At 64.7% G+C, this 18,806-nt stretch carries 16 protein-coding genes and 1 tRNA gene; 9 read left to right on the top strand and 8 right to left on the bottom strand.

The window, feature by feature from the left end:
- The first annotated feature begins 8 nt into the window (after positions 1-8).
- The 4 genes from atpA to atpC all read left to right on the top strand — a co-directional run bounded on the left by atpA (position 9) and on the right by atpC (position 4,608).
- Entirely contained in the window at positions 9-1,538 is a 1,530-nt protein-coding gene (gene atpA / locus ACYQR9_RS09860) for a F0F1 ATP synthase subunit alpha (protein WP_056452095.1), read from the top strand.
- Positions 1,539-1,700: 162 nt separating this feature from the next.
- Positions 1,701-2,576, top strand: a complete 876-nt coding sequence (locus ACYQR9_RS09865) for a F0F1 ATP synthase subunit gamma (RefSeq protein WP_018044915.1) — start codon at positions 1,701-1,703, stop codon at positions 2,574-2,576.
- A 46-nt stretch (positions 2,577-2,622) separates the two neighbouring features.
- Positions 2,623-4,083 carry a F0F1 ATP synthase subunit beta gene (gene atpD / locus ACYQR9_RS09870; RefSeq protein WP_018044914.1) on the top strand — a complete coding sequence of 487 codons (1,461 nt, stop codon included), beginning with the start codon at positions 2,623-2,625 and terminating at the stop codon, positions 4,081-4,083.
- Between the two features lie 123 nt (positions 4,084-4,206).
- Complete coding sequence (gene atpC, locus ACYQR9_RS09875; RefSeq protein WP_056431232.1) at positions 4,207-4,608, top strand: ATP synthase F1 subunit epsilon; 402 nt, start codon at positions 4,207-4,209, stop codon at positions 4,606-4,608.
- Positions 4,609-4,623: 15 nt separating this feature from the next.
- On the opposite strand, the gene ACYQR9_RS09880 is transcribed toward atpC, so the two are convergent.
- Genes ACYQR9_RS09880 through ACYQR9_RS09895 form a run of 4 tightly spaced genes read right to left on the bottom strand, consistent with a single transcriptional unit; the run spans position 4,624 to position 7,405 of the window.
- Positions 4,624-5,892: a CCA tRNA nucleotidyltransferase gene (locus tag ACYQR9_RS09880; protein WP_461229458.1), complete on the bottom strand. Its 1,269-nt coding sequence runs from the start codon at positions 5,890-5,892 to the stop codon at positions 4,624-4,626.
- Positions 5,889-6,146 (bottom strand): DUF6111 family protein, encoded by a 258-nt coding sequence (locus tag ACYQR9_RS09885; protein ID WP_056431227.1) that lies wholly within the window; start codon positions 6,144-6,146, stop codon positions 5,889-5,891. The genes ACYQR9_RS09880 and ACYQR9_RS09885 overlap by 4 nt, the downstream gene beginning before the upstream one ends.
- Before the next feature lie 33 nt (positions 6,147-6,179).
- Positions 6,180-6,818: a CoA pyrophosphatase gene (locus tag ACYQR9_RS09890; RefSeq protein ID WP_461229459.1), complete on the bottom strand. Its 639-nt coding sequence runs from the start codon at positions 6,816-6,818 to the stop codon at positions 6,180-6,182.
- Positions 6,815-7,405: a DUF1285 domain-containing protein gene (locus tag ACYQR9_RS09895; protein ID WP_461229460.1), complete on the bottom strand. Its 591-nt coding sequence runs from the start codon at positions 7,403-7,405 to the stop codon at positions 6,815-6,817. Before ACYQR9_RS09895 ends, ACYQR9_RS09890 begins: the two co-directional genes overlap by 4 nt.
- 339 nt (positions 7,406-7,744) lie before the next feature.
- Between ACYQR9_RS09895 and ACYQR9_RS09900 the strand changes: the two genes are divergently transcribed.
- The 3 genes from ACYQR9_RS09900 to ACYQR9_RS09910 all read left to right on the top strand — a co-directional run bounded on the left by ACYQR9_RS09900 (position 7,745) and on the right by ACYQR9_RS09910 (position 11,981).
- Positions 7,745-9,892: a sodium-translocating pyrophosphatase gene (locus tag ACYQR9_RS09900; RefSeq protein WP_461229461.1), complete on the top strand. Its 2,148-nt coding sequence runs from the start codon at positions 7,745-7,747 to the stop codon at positions 9,890-9,892.
- A gap of 224 nt (positions 9,893-10,116) precedes the next feature.
- Positions 10,117-11,208, top strand: a complete 1,092-nt coding sequence (locus ACYQR9_RS09905) for an alkene reductase (protein ID WP_461229462.1) — start codon at positions 10,117-10,119, stop codon at positions 11,206-11,208.
- Positions 11,209-11,342: 134 nt separating this feature from the next.
- Complete coding sequence (locus ACYQR9_RS09910) at positions 11,343-11,981, top strand: HAD hydrolase-like protein (protein WP_461229767.1); 639 nt, start codon at positions 11,343-11,345, stop codon at positions 11,979-11,981.
- A 1,028-nt stretch (positions 11,982-13,009) separates the two neighbouring features.
- On the opposite strand, the gene ACYQR9_RS09915 is transcribed toward ACYQR9_RS09910, so the two are convergent.
- A tRNA-Gln gene (locus ACYQR9_RS09915) sits at positions 13,010-13,084 on the bottom strand.
- 89 nt (positions 13,085-13,173) lie between these two features.
- Between ACYQR9_RS09915 and ACYQR9_RS09920 the strand changes: the two genes are divergently transcribed.
- Entirely contained in the window at positions 13,174-13,926 is a 753-nt protein-coding gene (locus ACYQR9_RS09920; RefSeq protein WP_461229463.1) for an SDR family oxidoreductase, read from the top strand.
- A gap of 105 nt (positions 13,927-14,031) precedes the next feature.
- The gene (locus ACYQR9_RS09925) at positions 14,032-15,669 is read left to right on the top strand and encodes a peptide chain release factor 3 (protein ID WP_461229465.1); all 1,638 of its coding nucleotides are present in this window, start codon (positions 14,032-14,034) and stop codon (positions 15,667-15,669) included.
- Positions 15,670-15,750: 81 nt separating this feature from the next.
- Here the strand turns inward: ACYQR9_RS09925 and ACYQR9_RS09930 are convergent, their stop codons facing one another.
- From ACYQR9_RS09930 to ACYQR9_RS09940, 3 genes are all read right to left on the bottom strand, one after another.
- Entirely contained in the window at positions 15,751-16,740 is a 990-nt protein-coding gene (locus ACYQR9_RS09930; protein WP_461229466.1) for a TIM44-like domain-containing protein, read from the bottom strand.
- Between the two features lie 137 nt (positions 16,741-16,877).
- Complete coding sequence (locus ACYQR9_RS09935) at positions 16,878-17,990, bottom strand: ATP-binding protein (RefSeq protein WP_461229467.1); 1,113 nt, start codon at positions 17,988-17,990, stop codon at positions 16,878-16,880.
- Positions 17,991-18,081: 91 nt separating this feature from the next.
- Positions 18,082-18,714 (bottom strand): S24 family peptidase, encoded by a 633-nt coding sequence (locus ACYQR9_RS09940; protein ID WP_056431196.1) that lies wholly within the window; start codon positions 18,712-18,714, stop codon positions 18,082-18,084.
- Positions 18,715-18,806: the final 92 nt, after the last annotated feature.

Genomic DNA, 18,806 nt, shown 5'->3' on the forward strand with positions numbered 1-18,806 from the left:
GCCAGACGATGGACATCCGCGCTGCCGAGATCTCCGCGATCCTGAAAGAGCAGATCAAGAATTTCGGCCAGGAAGCCGAGGTAACCGAGGTGGGCCAAGTGCTCTCCGTCGGTGACGGTATCGCCCGCGCCTACGGGCTCGACAGCGTCCAGGCCGGTGAGATGGTCGAGTTCGAGTCGGGCGTGCGCGGCATGGCCCTCAACCTCGAGCAGGACAACGTCGGCATCGTGATCTTCGGGTCGGATCGCGACATCAAGGAAGGCCAGACCGTCAAGCGCACCGGCGCTATCGTGGACGTTCCGGTCGGTAAGGCGCTGCTCGGCCGCGTCGTCGACGCCCTCGGCAACCCGATCGACGGCAAGGGCCCCATCGCCACCACCGAGCGTCGCCGCGTCGACGTGAAGGCTCCCGGCATCATTCCGCGCAAGTCGGTTCACGAGCCGATGGCCACTGGCCTCAAGGCCATCGACGCCCTGATCCCCGTCGGCCGCGGCCAGCGCGAGCTGATCATCGGCGATCGCCAGACCGGCAAGACCGCCATCGCCCTCGATACGATCCTGAACCAGAAGCCGGCTCATGCCGGCACCGACGAGAACGCCAAGCTCTATTGCGTCTACGTCGCAATCGGTCAGAAGCGCTCCACCGTCGCACAGTTCGTGAAGTCGCTCGAAGACAACGGCGCGCTCGAATACTCCATCGTCATCGCCGCGACCGCTTCGGACGCTGCGCCGATGCAGTTCATCGCCCCCTTCGCCGGCTGCGCCATGGGCGAGTATTTCCGCGACAACGCCATGCACGCCGTGATCGTGTATGACGATCTCTCCAAGCAGGCCGTCGCCTACCGCCAGATGTCGCTGCTGCTGCGCCGCCCGCCGGGCCGCGAAGCTTATCCCGGCGACGTGTTCTACCTGCACTCGCGCCTGCTCGAGCGCGCCGCCAAGATGGGCGATGCGGCCGGTAACGGATCACTGACCGCGCTTCCGGTCATCGAGACCCAGGCCAACGACGTCTCGGCCTACATCCCGACCAATGTGATCTCGATCACCGACGGTCAGATCTTCCTCGAGACCGACCTGTTCTACCAGGGCATCCGTCCGGCGGTGAACGTAGGCCTCTCGGTGTCCCGCGTGGGCTCGTCGGCCCAGACGAAGGCGATGAAGAAGGTCGCCGGTAAGATCAAGGGTGAGCTCGCCCAGTACCGCGAGATGGCCGCCTTCGCACAGTTCGGCTCTGATCTCGATGCGTCGACCCAGAAGCTCCTGAACCGTGGCTCGCGCCTCACCGAGCTCCTGAAGCAGCCGCAATTCTCGCCGCTGAAGATGGAAGAGCAGGTCGCGGTGATCTATGCCGGCGTGAACGGCTATCTCGATGCACTGCCCGTGTCGAAGGTCCGTCCCTTCGAGGACGCGCTGCTCTCGACCCTGCGCACCAAGCACGCCGATCTGCTCACCAAGATCCGTGACTCGAAGGATCTGTCCGACGACAGCGCGAAGACGCTGAAGGGCGTCGTCGAGAGCGTCGCCAAGTCGCTGGCCTAAAGCCAGTCGATGAATCCCCTCTCTTAGCGGGGAGGGGACTGGGGTGGAGGTGTGCCGGACCGGCCGAGACCTCTTCGACACCACCCCCACCTCCGGCTCTTCCCCACTCAAGGGGAAGAGAGATGGCGTCGAACCGCACCGAACGGATCTGGAAGTCACCCCATGGCGAGTTTGAAGGATCTGCGTAACCGCATCGCTTCGGTGAAGGGCACGCAGAAGATCACCAAAGCGATGCAGATGGTCGCCGCCGCCAAGTTGCGGCGCGCCCAGAATGCCGCTGAGAATGCCCGTCCCTATGCCGAGAAGATGTCCCAGGTGCTCGGCAACCTCGCCGCGAACCTCGTCGGCGGTGTCCAGGGACCGAAGCTCCTGTCCGGCACGGGCGCCGACAAGGTTCACCTGCTGGTCGTCTGCACGGCTGACCGCGGCCTCTGCGGCGGCTTCAACTCGTCGATCGTGCGTCTGGCCCGCGAGCACATCCGCACGCTGACGGCCGAAGGCAAGACGGTGAAGATCGTCACGGTCGGCAAGAAGGGCTACGACCTCCTGCGTCGCCAGTATCGCGACCAGATCATCGAGAGCCGTGACCTGCGCGGCAACAAGCCGGTGGATTACGAGTTCGCTGCCGAGATCGCGCAGAGCATCATCTCGCGTTTCGATGACGGCGAGTTCGACGTGGCGACGCTGTTCTATTCGCGCTTCCGCTCCGTCATCGCCCAGGTGCCGACCGCCCAGAAGCTCATCCCAGCCGAGCTGCCCGCAGCCGGCGGTACCGCTCCGGATGCAGCTCTGGAGTTCGAGCCGAGCGAGGAAGCGATCCTCGACACGCTCCTGCCGCGCAACCTCACCGTCCAGGTGTTCCGCGCGCTCCTCGAGAACGCGGCCTCCGAGCAGGGCGCACGTACCGGTGCCATGGATTCCGCCACGCGCAACGCGGGCGAGATGATCAAGAAGCAGACGCAGATCTACAACCGCACGCGTCAGGCCATGATCACCAAGGAACTCATCGAAATCATCTCGGGTGCCGAAGCGCTCTAAGCGCTCCCCGTCGCCCTGACCGCAACATATTCGAAGGACCCGTAACATGGCGAACACCGCTCTCCCCGGCGCCGGCTCCAACAAGGTCGGCAAGATCACCCAGGTCATCGGCCCCGTGGTCGACGTTCACTTCGACGGCCACCTGCCGGAGATCCTCAACGCCCTCGAGACCAAGAACAACGGCAACCGCCTCGTCCTCGAAGTGGCCATGCAGCTCGGTGAGAGCACCGTGCGCTGCGTCGCCATGGACACGTCGGAAGGCCTCGTTCGTGGCCAGGAAGTCACCGACACCGGCGAGGCCATCAAGGTGCCGGTCGGCTTCAACACCCTCGGCCGCATCATGAACGTCATCGGCGAGCCGATCGACGAAGCCGGCCCGATCCAGTCGGACACCCTGCGCGCCATCCACCAGCCCGCGCCGTCCTACGCCGAGCAGTCCACCGAGTCGCAGATCCTGGTCACCGGCATCAAGGTGGTCGATCTCCTCGCCCCCTACGCCAAGGGCGGCAAGATCGGCCTGTTCGGCGGCGCCGGCGTCGGCAAGACCGTGCTGATCATGGAGCTCATCAACAACATCGCCAAGGTGCACTCGGGCTACTCGGTGTTCGCCGGCGTCGGTGAGCGCACCCGCGAGGGCAACGATCTCTACCACGAGATGATCGAGTCCAAGGTCAACATGGACCCGAAGGAGAACAACGGCTCGGCCGAAGGCTCCAAGTGCGCGCTCGTCTACGGCCAGATGAACGAGTCCCCCGGTGCCCGCTCGCGTGTCGCTCTCACCGGCCTCACCATCGCCGAGGATTTCCGCGATCAGGGCCAGGACGTGCTGTTCTTCGTGGACAACATCTTCCGCTTCACCCAGGCCGGTTCGGAAGTGTCGGCTCTCCTCGGCCGTATCCCCTCCGCCGTGGGCTACCAGCCGACGCTGGCCACGGACATGGGTGCCCTGCAGGAGCGCATCACCACCACGACCAAGGGCTCGATCACCTCGGTGCAGGCCATCTACGTGCCGGCCGACGATCTGACCGATCCGGCGCCCGCCGCCTCGTTCGCCCACTTGGACGCCACCACTGTGCTCTCCCGCTCCATCGCCGAGAAGGGCATCTACCCGGCCGTGGATCCGCTGGACTCAACGTCGCGCATGCTCAACCCCGCCGTCCTCGGTGAGGAGCATTACGACGTCGCCCGCCGCGTCCAGCAGACCCTGCAGCGCTACAAGGCCCTGCAGGACATCATCGCGATCCTGGGCATGGATGAGCTCTCGGAAGAGGACAAGCTCACCGTTGCCCGCGCCCGCAAGATCGAGCGCTTCTTCTCGCAGCCCTTCTCGGTAGCCGAGATCTTCACCGGCTCGCCCGGCATCCAGGTCCCGCTGGCCGACACGATCAAGGGCTTCAAGGGCCTCGTGAACGGCGATTACGACGACCTGCCGGAGGCGGCGTTCTACATGGTCGGCACGATCGAGGACGCCAAGGAGAAGGCGAAGAAGATCGCGGCTGCGGCCTGATCCATCGAACGCCAAGGCCTTCCGCCGAAATGGCGGACGGCCTGACCCGACAATCACGGCGCGGCCTTCTCGGGACCGCGCCGCTTTTCCAACACGACAACCCGAAGCGGGACCTCCCTCGCCATGGCCACCTTCCAGTTCGATTTCGTCGGTCCCGAGCGGACGGTCTATTCCGGCCAGATCGAGGCCGTGCAGCTTCCCGGCATCGAAGGGGAGATGACCGTTCTTCCGGGCCATGCCCCCGTCCTGACGGCGCTCAAGGTCGGCGTGATCGTCATCAACGAGGCCGGCCATGCCGGTAAGCGCGTTCTCGTGCGCGGCGGCTTCGCCGATATCGGACCGACCATGGTCACCGTGATCGCAGAGCGTGCCAACCCGTTCGAGGAGATCACGCCCGATTCGCTCGACAAGGACATCGCCGCCCTCGAATTGCAGCGCGACGCCACCGAGGATTTTGCCAAGAAGGACGAGATCACCGGCCAGATCGTCCAGCTTCAGGACGCCAAGGTCGCCCTCAATTTCTAACGTCCTTCGCTACGCTCAGTCACCCGAGCGGGCGTGAGTCACCGCATGGTCGAGGAGGAGGGCGCGCTCCTCCTCCCCGGTAAGACATCCCCGCTCGAGCCAGAGAGAGCGGCTCGCGGAGAGACCCCGACCCACTGAACGGCCTGGCGGGATGCCTGCCGTGATGAGGTCGCCCCCGCTGAGGGGAAAGGTCGGCGCGGCAGACGTGCCATCGAGCAGGCCGCTCAGTTCGCGGCGAGCCTCCGTGTCGATTCGGTTCACGTTCGTCTCATCCATGACGGCGATGACCAGCGCCAAGCCGAGTAGATCCTCTGTCGCCGCGAGCCGACGCATCTCGATGGCTCCCACGTGCTGCAGGCGCGCGATGGCCCGTCGTGCAGCCGCGTAGGCGCTCAAACGGGCATGCTCCTCGTTCGGTAATCGCAGCTTCTGTCGCAGACGGTCCGCATCGTCGTCGTTGTCGACGGCCAAGGCCGCGAGCGAGTTCACTGCCATCATCGAGCCGCCATGATCTGACGTCGATGCGATGGCGCGTTCCAGGCGATCGACGTGACCCTCGGCACCGATGATGCGCGCGAGCAGCCCGGCCTTCTTCATTTCCGCGACCGCCTCGACGGCGCCTGGCGCTTCCAAGAGTTTCAGAAATTCCGCACGGACCCGTTCCCGCGAGAGGGTATCGAGCGCTTCCGCCGCATCGCGCGCGGCCTGCAGGCCATCCGCGTCCGGCGCTCCGATCCCGTAACGGGCGTGGAAGCGGAAGAAGCGCAGGATGCGCAGGGCGTCCTCGCGGATGCGGGTCGCCGCTTCACCGATGAAACGGACGCGGCCCACCCGGAGATCCTCTCCGCCTCCGGTCGTGTCGTGGAGTTCGCCATCAACGCTCAGGGACAGGGCGTTGATGGTGAAGTCGCGACGCTCTGCGTCACGGGAAAAGTCCCGTCCGAACCTGACCACCGCGTGCCGGCCGTCGGTCTCGACATCCTCCCGCAGGGTGGTCACCTCGAAGGCCCGTCCGGCATGGAGCAGGGTGATCGTTCCATGCTCGATGCCCGTTGGGATCGCCCGGAGGGAACCAGCCGCCGCGCGCCGAATCGTCTCCTGCGGCAGAAGAGTGGTGGCGAGATCGATGTCCGATCCCACCTGGCCGAGCAGGGCATCGCGCACTGAGCCCCCGACGATCCGTGTTTCCTCCCCATCCGCCTTCAGCACGGAAAGCACGTGCGAGACGGCTGGATCCACGAGAAGGGCATTGAGCCCCTCCCACCGGAGATCGCGACCAGTCATTGGAAATGGCCCGGAACGACCTGTCCGTTTTCGATCCTGGGTGGGACGTAGCCGCCGCGATGCTTCTCGCCCGCCAGACCGGCAATGATGAAGGATAGGATCACCAGAGCGAGCCCTCCCATGGTCAGTCGAAACACGAACCCTTCCCAATGAGCGCCGTGGCTCGGGTTGCGGCCTCTGATCGTGAGATAGAGGCCGAACAAAATGAAGGGCAACAGGAAGATCAGGACTTCTTCGACGAGGCGGCGGATCATGGAGCTTTCGCTGGGCGAGGGAAGGCCGTCATGTCACGGAAACAGGCGTTCGTGGAGATTGTTCACGATCCCCGCCGTCACACCCCAGATCATGCGGTCGCCGAAGGGGATGGCGTAGTAGCGTCGCGGGCGATCCTGCCATAGCCCGACGCCGAGGCGCCGACGGACCGGGTCCATCAGGCGGCCCAGCGGGACTTCGAACACCTCCGCCACCTCCGCCGGATCTGGGGCGAGCCGGACTTCTTCGGTGCAGAGCCCCACCACCGGGACCACGAGGAATCCCGTCGCCGACAGATAGGGGTCGAGATAGCCGAGGATGCGGATGTCGTCAGGCCGAAGGCCGATCTCCTCTCGGGCTTCGCGCAGGGCGGCATCCGCCGGGTCCCGGTCCGAGGGTTCGATCTTGCCACCTGGAAAGGCGATCTGACCGGAATGGTCGCGCAGGTGCGATGCCCGCACGGTGAAGAGCACCGCCAGTTCCTCGTTCCTGACGACGATAGGCACCAGGACCGCTGCTGACCGGTGCGGTTTTACCGGAGGGGTCGCGATGCCGGCTGGATCGAGGTCGTGGTCGCCGCGCGGGTTCGAAACGGGGTCGTCGGCTTTGGGTGGAGTAGGGGAGAGGCCCCGCCCGGCCCTGTCGAGCAGGTCCGACAGCGCGTCGAAGCTCATGCGCCTTCGCTGCGAGCGATAGGGTGAAACCCGCCGCCGGCGGCGATGCCGAACCACGACACACCATCGACCAGGCGTTCCTCACCCAGCGCCAGCAGGTCGTAGGTCGTTGCGCGGGTAAGCAGTGCCCAGAGGCCACGGCGGATATGGATATAGGGGCGTAGACCGCCATCCCCGCCCTCCTCGAACCTCAGAGCATGATCGGCATCGACGGTCACGAGATCGTCGACATTCGTGCGGAACGCGATGCGCCGGGTCTCGCCCTCACCTTCCACCGCCATCTCCACTGCGGCGAAGGGCGCATCGTCCACCACGATTCCCACGCTCTCCACCGGCGTCACCAGCACGATGCGGCCATCGGGCTCTCGCCGGAGGATAGAGGAGAACAGCTTGACGAGGGCCGGGCGGCGGATCGGTGAGCCGTTATGGAACCACGTTCCATCCGCGGCGATCCGCATGTCGATTTCACCGCAATAGGGTGGGTTCCATCGCTCGACGGGCGGCAAACCCCGTTGGGGTACCCCGTCGAGGGCGAGGCTGAGCCGGGTCAGGGCCGTGTCCGGTGGCGGTTGTTCCGACTGGGTCATGGCTTCAGGAAATAACGTGTTCCCACCTTTTTGAAACCGTCCCAATCCATGGGAATCGATACCCTAGCGTGAATCAATGCGTAAAGTTTCGCTGCGCTGCGTTACGAGTTCGGTAAGAGACGAAGAGGTTCGAATGCGAGTGATTTCAATCAAGCGCTTAGTGAATTGTGCAACGCAAAAATAATCGCAAATGAAAGAGCTAAGCAGGATTTGCTCTTGCCGCGGAAGTTTGGCAATCAGAGCAGGCATCCCAGGGAGGGAATGCCTAAAACGCATCAAGCGTCTCGTCCCATAACCAGCCGAGCTACGTCATCACGATAACAACGCAAGGACGGTAGAATGACCGCATTGTTGCTTATCATCCTGGGCGGACTATGCGCCGTCGCCTACGGAATCATCACGATCAACGACGTGATGAAACGCGACGCGGGCACCCAGCGGATGCAAGAGATCGCCGGGGCGATTGCGGAAGGGGCACAGGCCTACCTGCGCCGGCAATACGCTACCATCGGCATCGTTGGCGTAGTTCTGTTCGTGGCGCTCGCCTATTTTCTCGGACTGAAGGTCGCCATCGGCTTCCTCATCGGCGCGGTCCTCTCCGGAGCGGCCGGCTTCATCGGCATGAACGTGTCGGTGCGCGCCAATGTCCGGACGGCGCAGGCGGCCTCCACCTCCCTGGGGGCTGGGCTCGACGTCGCATTCAAGTCCGGTGCCGTTACCGGCATGTTCGTGGCGGGTCTCGCGCTCCTTGGGGTCGCGCTCTACTACACCTTCCTCACCCGCGTTTCGGGCCTCGCGCCCGCCAGCCGTGAAGTCATCGATTCCCTGGTGGCGCTCGGCTTCGGCGCCTCGCTGATCTCGATCTTCGCCCGTCTGGGAGGCGGTATCTTCACTAAGGGCGCCGATGTCGGCGGCGACCTCGTCGGCAAGGTCGAAGCCGGGATTCCGGAAGACGATCCGCGCAACCCGGCCACAATCGCCGACAATGTCGGTGACAATGTCGGCGATTGCGCCGGCATGGCGGCCGACCTGTTCGAGACCTACGCGGTGACCGTCGTCGCCACCATGGTGCTCGCCGCGATCTTCTTCGCCGGTCAGACCGATATCGCCGGACGCAACGTGCTGGAGGCGATGCTGCTCTATCCGTTGGCCATTGGTTCGGCCTGCATCCTCACCTCGATCGCCGGTACTTACGCCGTTCGGCTCGGCGCCAACCAGTCGATCATGGGTGCGCTCTACAAGGGTCTCATCACCGCGGGCGCGCTCTCCATCGTCGCCATCGCGCTGGTCAATTTTGCGCTGTTCGGTGGATTCGCCACCGAGTTCAAGACGAATGCCGGCGTCACCTTCACCTCAGGCGGATTGTTCGGCTGCGCGGTGATCGGCCTCGTCATCACGGCGCTCATCGTCGTCATCACCGAATACTACACCGGCACGAATTTCCGCCCGGTGAAGTCGATCGCCGACGCCTCCGTCACGGGTCACGGCACCAACGTGATCCAGGGGCTCGCGATCTCGCTGGAATCGACGGCGCTGCCGGCGCTCGTCATCGTGGCGGGCATCATTGCCACCTATTCGCTGGCGGGCCTCTTCGGCATCGCCATCGCGGTCACGGCCATGCTCGCGCTGGCCGGGTTCATCGTCGCCCTCGACGCGTTCGGTCCCGTCACCGACAATGCCGGCGGTATCGCCGAGATGGCCGGTCTGCCGCCGGAGGTCCGCAAGTCCACCGACGCGCTCGATGCCGTTGGCAACACCACGAAGGCTGTCACCAAGGGCTATGCCATCGGCTCGGCCGGTCTCGGCGCCCTCGTCTTGTTCGCCGCCTATACCAGCGACCTCAACTACTTCATCGCCAATGCAAGCCCGACCCAGTACCGCTTCTTCCAGGGCGTGAGCGTCGATTTCTCCCTGTCGAACCCCTACGTCGTCGTCGGCCTCCTGCTCGGCGGGCTCATCCCGTTCCTGTTCGGCGGCATGGCGATGACGGCGGTCGGCCGTGCGGCCGGCGCCGTGGTCGAGGAGGTGCGGCGCCAGTTCCGCGAAAAGCCCGGCATCATGGCGGGCACCGACCGACCGGATTACGGGCGGGCCGTCGACATGCTCACCCGCGCGGCGATCAAGGAGATGATCGTCCCGTCGCTCCTGCCGGTTCTTTCGCCCATCGTCATCTTCTTCGTGATCCAGGCGATTGCCGGCAAGGACCAGGCCTTCGCCACGGTGGGTGCATCCCTGCTGGGTGTGATCCTGACCGGGCTCTACGTAGCGATCTCGATGACATCCGGCGGCGGCGCCTGGGACAACGCCAAGAAGTACATCGAGGACGGTCATCACGGTGGCAAAGGCTCCGATGCGCACAAGGCGGCGGTGACCGGCGACACCGTGGGCGACCCCTACAAGGACACGGCCGGCCCTGCCGTGAATCCCGCGATCAAGATCACGAACATCATTGCCCTGCTCCTGCTCGCAGTGCTGGCCCACCTCTGAGTCTCTATCGGAAGGGCGTTCGCGGAGCCAAAGCTCAGGCAGATGCCGGAAAGGTGATTGCCGGGGTGATGATCCCGTGCGTGGTGGCGTGCGGCGGCGCACAGGCGGTGTCCGATGCTCCGGCCGTCCCCCTGACGGTCTCCCGTCAGCGCCATACCTACGGGCAACGAAGGCGCGGCCGAAGCGGTCGCGTCTCCATTGTCGTAGTCTGACGAGAGATCTTCATGCCCTCACTGCACGATCCGATCCGCATCGGCGCGATCGACTCGAAGAACCGCATCTTCATGGCGCCGCTCACCCGTGCCCGCGCCACGAGGGAGCATGTACCGACCCCGATCATGGTCGATTATTACAGGCAGCGGGCGAGCGCGGGCGTGATCCTCACCGAGGCGACGGGCATTAGCCAGGAAGGGCTCGGTTGGCCCTTCGCGCCGGGTATCTGGTCTGACGAGCAGGTCGAAGCCTGGAAGCTCGTCGTGAAGGCAGTTCACGAGGCCGGAGGCCGAATCGTCTGCCAGCTCTGGCATATGGGCCGCATCGTCCATCCGAGCTTCAATGGCGGGAAGGCGCCGATCTCGTCTTCCGCCACTACTGCGCCGGACCACGCCCATACCTACGAGGGCAAGAAGCCCTACGCCCAGGCGCGTGCCCTGCCGATCGAAGAGATCCCGCGTCTCCTCGCCGATTATGACCGCGCCGCGCGCAATGCCATCGCGGCCGGGTTCGACGGTGTGCAGATCCACGCGGCGAATGGCTACCTCATCGACCAGTTCCTACGTGACAACAGCAATCACCGTGATGACCGCTATGGCGGCTCTGTCGAGAACCGCATTCGCCTGTTGACGGAGGTCACCCAGACAGTGGCCGACGCCATCGGGAAGGACCGCACGGGCGTGCGCCTGTCACCGAACGGCGAGATCCAAGGCGTGGACGATTCGAATCCGGACGCTCTGTTCGGGGCCGCTGCCGCCGCGCTCGGCAAGATCGGTATCGCTTTCCTCGAACTGCGCGAACCCGGCCCGAACGGGACCTTCGGCAAGCCGAACCATTCGCCGGTCGCGCCCGTGATGCGGAAGGCTTTCGGCGGCCCGCTGATCCTCAATTCGGATTACGATCCGGCCGCCGCCGAGGCCGCCCTCGCCGAGGGCAAAGCCGACGCCATCGCGTTCGGCCGGCCGTTCATCGCCAACCCCGATCTCGTCGAGCGGATCGCGGAGCATGTGCCGCTCAACAAGGACGAGCAATCGACCTGGTACAGCCAGGGACCGGAAGGGTATATCGACTACCCGACGCGCACCGCGTCGAAGGCGGCCTGACGCGGTCCTTCCAGACCTCGATGGGTTCGACTCATCGAGGTCTGTCCGCATTACTGCGTGGCGCCGGCTTCGGGGCCGCCTGAGGTTCCTTTTCCTCAGGGGAGCTGAACCATAACGGGCGACCCACCGGCGTGATGCGCACATCCTACAAGCTTGCCATCTTCGACTTCGACGGGACGCTTGCCGACACGTTCCCGTGGTTCTGCAGCGTTATCAACGACGTCGCTGTTCGCTATCGTTTCCGGCAGATCGATCCGGCCGAGACCGATGCGCTACGGGGTCTTTCGGCCCGCGCCCTCATTCGTGAGCTCGGCGTATCGCCCTGGAAGTTGCCGTTCATCACGCGGCACATGCACGGACTCGCGTCGCGCGACATCGCCACGATCTCGCTGTTTCCCGGGATACGGGACATGCTCTGCAGCCTCGACGAAGCAGGCGTCACCCTCGCCATCGTCAGTTCGAACAGCGAAGCCAATGTCCGGCATGTCCTCGGACCCTGCGCCCTGCGCTTCCGGCATTACGCCTGCGGCGCCTCAATGTTCGGTAAGGCCAAGCGCCTGAACGCAGTGATGCGACGGGAGGGATCGCTTGGCGGTGCCATCTATATCGGCGACGAATTGCGGGATCACGATGCGGCCAAGGCGGCATCGTGCGATTTTGGAGCCGTGACCTGGGGATATACGCGAGGAGACGCGCTGGTAACCGCTCGCCCCGACATGATTTTTCGACACCCCGCCGATATCGTGGTGACGATAGGAACGGCGCCAACCTGACGATACCCCTCGCCGGCATCGAACTTGCTGGGCCTTAGGATGTCTTCAGGGAAGTCGTCCCGATGCATAGCCCAAAGCCGGAGCAACACCCGAGAAACCGACACCCTCTGTTGCCACGGATCTCGGCAATGGCCGCTGAGCGACCAGTTCATCTGTTGAATCGGGACGATCCCGGTGCAGGCGGGCAAAACATGTGGCAGTGTACTTCGCCCGGTGGGCGAACGATCAACGGTCTGATCGACGGGCTGAGAAACGCCTCTTGCATCGAGGATCAGTACGCGGCGTCCATGATCGTCGCGGAAGTCATTACTCGTCTTCGACATGCCGAGGACGCTTGGGGGTGACGTGTTCGGCCTTCAAAGGCGAGACGTGTCACACAGCATCCACTCGCGACGCGCTGGCGGTCTCAGTATTTCCGAATGACCACGAGATGAGATCCCGTCGCTCTCTCAGTCCTCCATCATCCGCAGAACCTTTTCCCCGAAAAGGCGGACGACGCAGAGAACGAGGACGGGAATCAGAGCGATGGCTCCGATATTCGGCCCCAAAAGAAAGGAAAGGCCGACTCCGAGGCCGGCTGTGAAAGCAGCTGGTACCATGGTGAACTCACAAATCGGTTTCGTTGGCTGGCGAAGCAATTCATCCCTAGCCGCATTAAAATGCTATTCAAAGCAGAAAAATTCCAGTTTTAATGTCGATTAATACGAAATATCCTGCCTACAGGATTAAAGTCTCTCATAGGACTTGAGCCCAGGTCTGCTGTGCCCCATGCACGCCCTCGGCTTTCCATGATCGAGTAACCGCTTGATGTGGCTCGAAACTCAATTGGAGTCAGCGGACCGAAAGGATGGCAGTCAGTCTCGGCCGCTGATGGCCAAAGCATTGCGCCTTGATCACCAGTTTGACCGGCTCGGCTTCCCATGGGGCTTGGTTTTGTTGAGTAAATGTCGTCCTTCGACGTGGAAGACGTATCACCTACGCTCAAGCGGCGCCCATCAGGCGCTCACGAGCCGGCCCATTTGCGTGGATGGCTGGGGCGGGAGGATTCGAACCTCCGAATGGCGGTACCAAAAACCGCTGCCTTACCACTTGGCGACGCCCCATCGACGCAAGGCCGCGCGTTGTCTAGACGCCGCGTCGGCCCGTTGCAACAGCCTGTTCGCTCCGGCCGACCAGGAAATGGAGAGCGCGCATGTCGAAGCGGATCGCGATCGTCACAGGGGCGGGGTCCGGGATCGGCCGGGCGGTCTCGCTCGGACTCGCACGAGCCGGGTTCGATCTGGCTTTGGCCGGGCGTCGACGGGGGCCGCTCGATGAGGTAGCGGATGCCGCGCGTGCGCTTGGGGCTGAGGCCATGGCAGTGGAGACCGATGTCGGCGATGCCCCAGCAGTCGGGCATCTCTTCGCCGAGGTGAAGACGCGGTTCGGTCGCCTCGATCTCTTGTTCAACAATGCCGGCCTGTTCGCACCTTCCGTGCCGCTGGACGAACTCAGCCTGGCGCAATGGCAGGCCGTCGTGGATGCAAACCTCACCGGCGCGTTCCTGTGCACGCAGGGCGCCTTCCGGATGATGAAGGCGCAGAACCCGCGCGGCGGCCGCATCATCAATAACGGGTCCATCTCGGCCCAGGTGCCGCGTCCGAATTCGGCGCCCTATACGGCGACGAAACACGCGATCACCGGCCTCACGCGGTCAACCTCACTCGATGGACGCGACCATGACATCGCCTGTGGGCAGATCGATATCGGCAATGCCGAGACGGATATGACCAAGCCGATGGCGGCCGGTATCCGCCAGCCCGACGGGTCGCTGAAAGTCGAGCCGGTCATGGACGCCCGTCACGTGGCGGATGCGGTACTCTACATGGCCGGGCTGCCCCTCGACGCCAACGTGCAGTTCATGACCGTGATGGCGACGAAGATGCCCTATATCGGGAGGGGCTGAGGCCCCGCGCTTTCGCCCGGTCCCCGTTCGCATTACAGACGGGGCACGCCCCCGACCTTGTACAGACAAGCCCGCCCCGGCGGACGAGAGAAGCAACCGCCCGCGATGTTGATGCAGACAGAACCCAAGGACGCGACCGGGAAGGATTCCGCCGGCAAGGCGCAGGATCCCGTCGCCCGCCGCCGTACCTTCGCGATCATCTCCCACCCTGATGCGGGCAAGACCACGCTCACCGAGAAGCTGCTCCTGTTCGGCGGCGCGATCCAGCTCGCGGGCGAGGTCAAGGCGAAGCGCAACCGCGTCTCGACTCGGTCCGACTGGATGGGAATCGAGAAGGAGCGCGGCATCTCGGTCGTCACCTCGGTGATGACCTTCGAGTATGGCGACTGCGTCTTCAACCTGCTCGACACGCCGGGCCACGAGGACTTCTCGGAGGATACCTACCGCACCCTGACGGCCGTCGATTCGGCGGTGATGGTGATCGACGCCGCCAAGGGCATCGAGGCGCGCACGCGTAAGCTGTTCGAGGTCTGCCGCCTGCGCGACATCCCCATCGTCACCTTCATCAACAAGCTCGACCGTGAGGCGCGCGATCCGTTCGAACTTCTCGACGAAATCGAGAAGACCCTGGCGCTCGATGTAGCTCCGGTCACTTGGCCCATCGGCCGGGGGCGGAGCTTTGCCGGCACCTACGACCTCGGCAATGGTCGTGTTCGCCGGCTCGACGCGGCGGACGACGCCGGCACCGTGGCCGTGTCCGGCGTGGACGATCCGCTCTTCGACCAGCTCCTCACCGAGGAAGGCGAGGTGGCCACGTGGCGGGAGGAGGCGGAGCTCGCCGAATCCGGCCTCAAGCGGTTCGATCTCGAGGCGTTTCGCGAAGGGCACCTCACGCCGGTCTTTTTCGGCTCGGCCCTGCGCAATTTCGGCGTGCGCGATCTCATCGACGGGCTCGCCCGCTTCGCGCCGCCGCCACGCGGCCAGGATTGCGACAAGCGCCTGGTGGAGCCGACCGAGCCGAAAATGACCGGGTTCGTCTTCAAGATCCAGGCGAACATGGATCCCAACCATCGCGACCGCATCGCCTTCATGCGGGTCTGCTCGGGCAGGCTCAGCCGCGGGATGAAAGCGAAGCTCGTGCGCACCGGCAAGCCGATGTCGCTGTCCGCGCCGCAATTCTTCTTCGCGCAGGACCGAGCCATCGCCGACGAGGCCTTTGCCGGCGATGTGGTCGGCATCCCCAACCACGGCACCCTGCGCATCGGCGATACGCTCACCGAGGGCGAGGAGATCGTGTTCCGCGGCGTGCCGAGCTTCGCGCCGGAAATTCTGCGCCGTATCAAGCTCACCGATGCGATGAAGGCGAAGAAGCTGCGGGAAGCGCTTCAGCAGATGGGCGAGGAAGGCGTCGTCCAGGTGTTCCGTCCGCATGACGGCTCACAGGCCATCGTCGGCGTCGTCGGTGCGCTGCAGCTCGACGTGCTGAAGGAGCGGCTCCAGGCCGAGTATGGCCTCCCCATCGATTATGAGCCGACGCGCTTCTCGATCTGCCGCTGGATCGAATCGGATGTGGAAACCGACCTCGATTCCTTCATAGGTACTCATGGCTCTGCCATGGCGAGCGATCTCGACGGCGCGCCCGTCTTCATGGCGACCACCGCCTTCTCCCTCCGCTACGAGGAAGAACGCGCGCCGAAGGTCCGCTTTACCGACATCAAGGATTATCAGAAGCGCGCCGCCTGATCCTGCGCGTAGGCTTCATGAGAAAAGGCCGCGCGGTTTGCACCGCGCGGCCCTTTCGATTCCGTCAAACCAGTGAGGCGATCAGCGACCCTGCTGGATCGCCGAGAGGATCCAGCGCCCGCCGCGCTCGCGCACGAAGGTCCACAACTCCAGGGCCTCCGGCTCGCCGGTCTCGACGGTCTGGTTGGTCCGAAGGTCGATCGTCACGTCGGTAATGGCGTAGCGCATCGCCACCGTGGCGTATTCCATGCGGCCCTCGCTCCATGATTCCGACAGGTCGCCCTGCAGAAGCTTCACGTTCGAGATCCGATTGACGACCCCGCGGGATTCGTTGCCACGCAGCTCATCGGCAAAGTAGCCTGCCATTTCCGGTGTCGCGAGGTTGCGCAACGCAGCGACGTCGCCACGGCCATAGGCCGCCTGCACGTCATTCAGAGCGATCTCGAAGCTCTGGAAGTCGCCCGGGCCGATATCGACCTTGCCGACCGTCGGCTGCGGCGCGCCGCGCGGAGCAGCACCCATGGCCGAACCGGCGCCCATGGCGGGACCAGCACCCACGCCGGGCGTCGAGCCGTAGCCCGACGGGTTCGAATTGCCCGACATGCTGGAGCGGGCCATGCCGGCGGGAGCCGGATTGCCCTGACGGCGACGGAACCATCGCACCGCGAAGGCGACGACCATCACGATGAGGCCGACCTGCAGCAGCAGGCCGATCATCGAGGCGATGCCGCCGAGACCACCGAAGAAGCCACCACCCAGGAGCGCTCCAAGGAGGCCGGCGCCGAGAAGGCCGGCCATGAAGCCGCCACCGAAGCGAGGACGCTGCGTAGCAGCGCTCGTCATGCCGGGATTACCCATGGTCGAACCGGGCTGCGTCTGCGAGCGCTGGATCGGCGCAGCGCTCGGCGCCGTGTTCGTGGACGAAGGCGCGTTGTAGGTCTTCGAGCCGCGCGAGCCCATGCCACCGCCGCCGCCTGGACGGGCCTCGGCAACGGGCGCAGCAACGGCCAGCATCGCGGCGAGCGCGAAGACGGTCGCGGCGCGGGTGCGACGCGTGGAGGGGATGAACATGAATACGCCTCTGAACGAAGTCTGAGAGAGTCCCGGCGGGAATGCCGGATCTTATATGGTGACGTTCGACGACGAGTTTTAGTCCGGCCGCGCCCTGCTTTTGTAATGACGGCGAGACTTGAGAAAGCCGGTGCATTTCAGAGAGCGGCGGGAAAAATCATCCGGACCGTCGTTCCCTCGCCGGGCTTGCTGTCGAGAGACACGGTCCCGTTCTGACGCTTCACCAGGCCGTGGACGATGGCGAGCCCCGCTCCCCGTCCGGCCTCGCGCGTCGTGATGAAGGGCGCGAGCGCCCGTGCCGCCATCTCCGGTGTCATCCCGTGCCCGGTATCGCGGACGGAAAGACCGACCGCACCGTCGCCCGGGCGGCGGATCGCCGGGTCGCTCGGAGGCACCAGGAAACTCGCGATCTCGATGCTTCCGCCGGACGGCATCGCCTCGCAGGCGTTGGCGACGATATGGGACAGGGCCAGATCCACCTGAGTCGGGTTGGTGAGCCCGTTTGGCAGGTCCGGTGCGGTGCGGATCGTCAGGGTGACCCCCGGGGGAAGCGTCGCTTGCATGCGCGCGGCGAAGGCGGTGATGAGAGCATTCATATCGACCGGGCGGACATCCGGCGCGATCCGCCGCGAGAAGGTCAGAAGCTGGCGCGTCAGGATCGTCGCCCGCTCCACCGCGTCGGTGGAGCGTATCACCGCCCGTTGGATGAAGGGTTCCTCGCGGTCGCCGAGACGTCGCTTCAGCCCGTCGATATAGCCGATGAGGATCTGCAGGAAGTTGTTGAACTCGTGAGCGACGCTGTTCGTGAGCAGGCCCAGCGCCTCGCGTTGCCGCGACAAAGCCAGCGCACCCTCCGCATCCCTCCGCCTGGTCACGTCGATCACCTGGACGAGGAGAAGGTCGGTATCGGGCAGGCGGGCTGCGAAGATCTCGGCCCAGAAGGTCGAGCCGTTCCTGCGCCAGGCCAGCACCTCGATTCCCTCCGGCCGCGTCCCTGCCAACGCAGCGGCGAAAGCGGCGCGAGCGTCCTTGTCGGTATTGGCACCGAGAAGCAGATGGGCATCGCGTCCGACGAGATCCCCGGTATCGTGGCCAGTCAACCGGGCAAAAGCGGGATTGGCCGCAACGATCGTCGTCTTGGATTGGTCGATCAGCAGCGTGGGAAGGGCGCTGGCATCCAGGGCCGAGCGAAGATCGATAGGCGGGCTCGAAGCCTCATCCCGTTCGCCGTCCAGATCGTGCAACGCCATGCTGTATCCAGGCCTGTCGGAGCGGAACGGGCTCCAGCGTTAGTCGCATCGGACGGAAGCGCCAAGACGTCGCGGAGTCTCCCCACGATGTCTACTGCCGCACCCACATCACTCGCGCGATCCAGGCGATCTCCGCCACTTGGACGATGCGTTCCGGGTGGCTCGGGTTGAGCGACAGCAACTCGATCGTCCGGGCGGTCTTGCGGCGCAATTCCTTGGCCAGCACTTCGCCGCTGGCCAGCCGCACCACCACGCGGTCGCCTTTGCGGACGCTGGCGGTGGGAGACACGATCAGCACGTCGCCATCGCGGTAGAGCGGTTCCATGGAATCGCCCTGCACTTCGAGGGCGAAAGCGCGATCCTCACCGAGATCGGGAAACTCGATTTCTTCCCAGCCCGGCCCGCCGGTGGGCATGCCTTCCTCAGTGAAGAGCCTGCCCGCGCCTGCCTGAGTCATGCCGATCAGCGGCACCATGGTGCGCGGCATGCCTTCCCGTGCCTCGATGAGGCGAAGGAAATCGTCCAGCGTCGCATTGGTGGCCGCGAGTACCTTCGACACCGATTCGGTGGAGGGCCAGCGCTTGCGCCCGTCCGGCCCGATCCGCTTCGAGCGGTTGAAGCTCGTGGCGTCGAGCCCCGCACGGCGCGCGAGACCCGAAGCGGAGAATCCATGGCGTTCCGCGAGACGGTCGATCGCGGTCCAGATCTGCTCGTGGGACAGCATGGCGAGACTCGATCAGAATGGCTAAGACATCCAGCCTAGCTTTAGGAAAGTAGAACTAAAAAGCGGCGGAAGCAACGGCGCGCCGCCACTAT

It is taken from the genome of Methylobacterium sp. CM6241 (genome assembly GCF_054817845.1).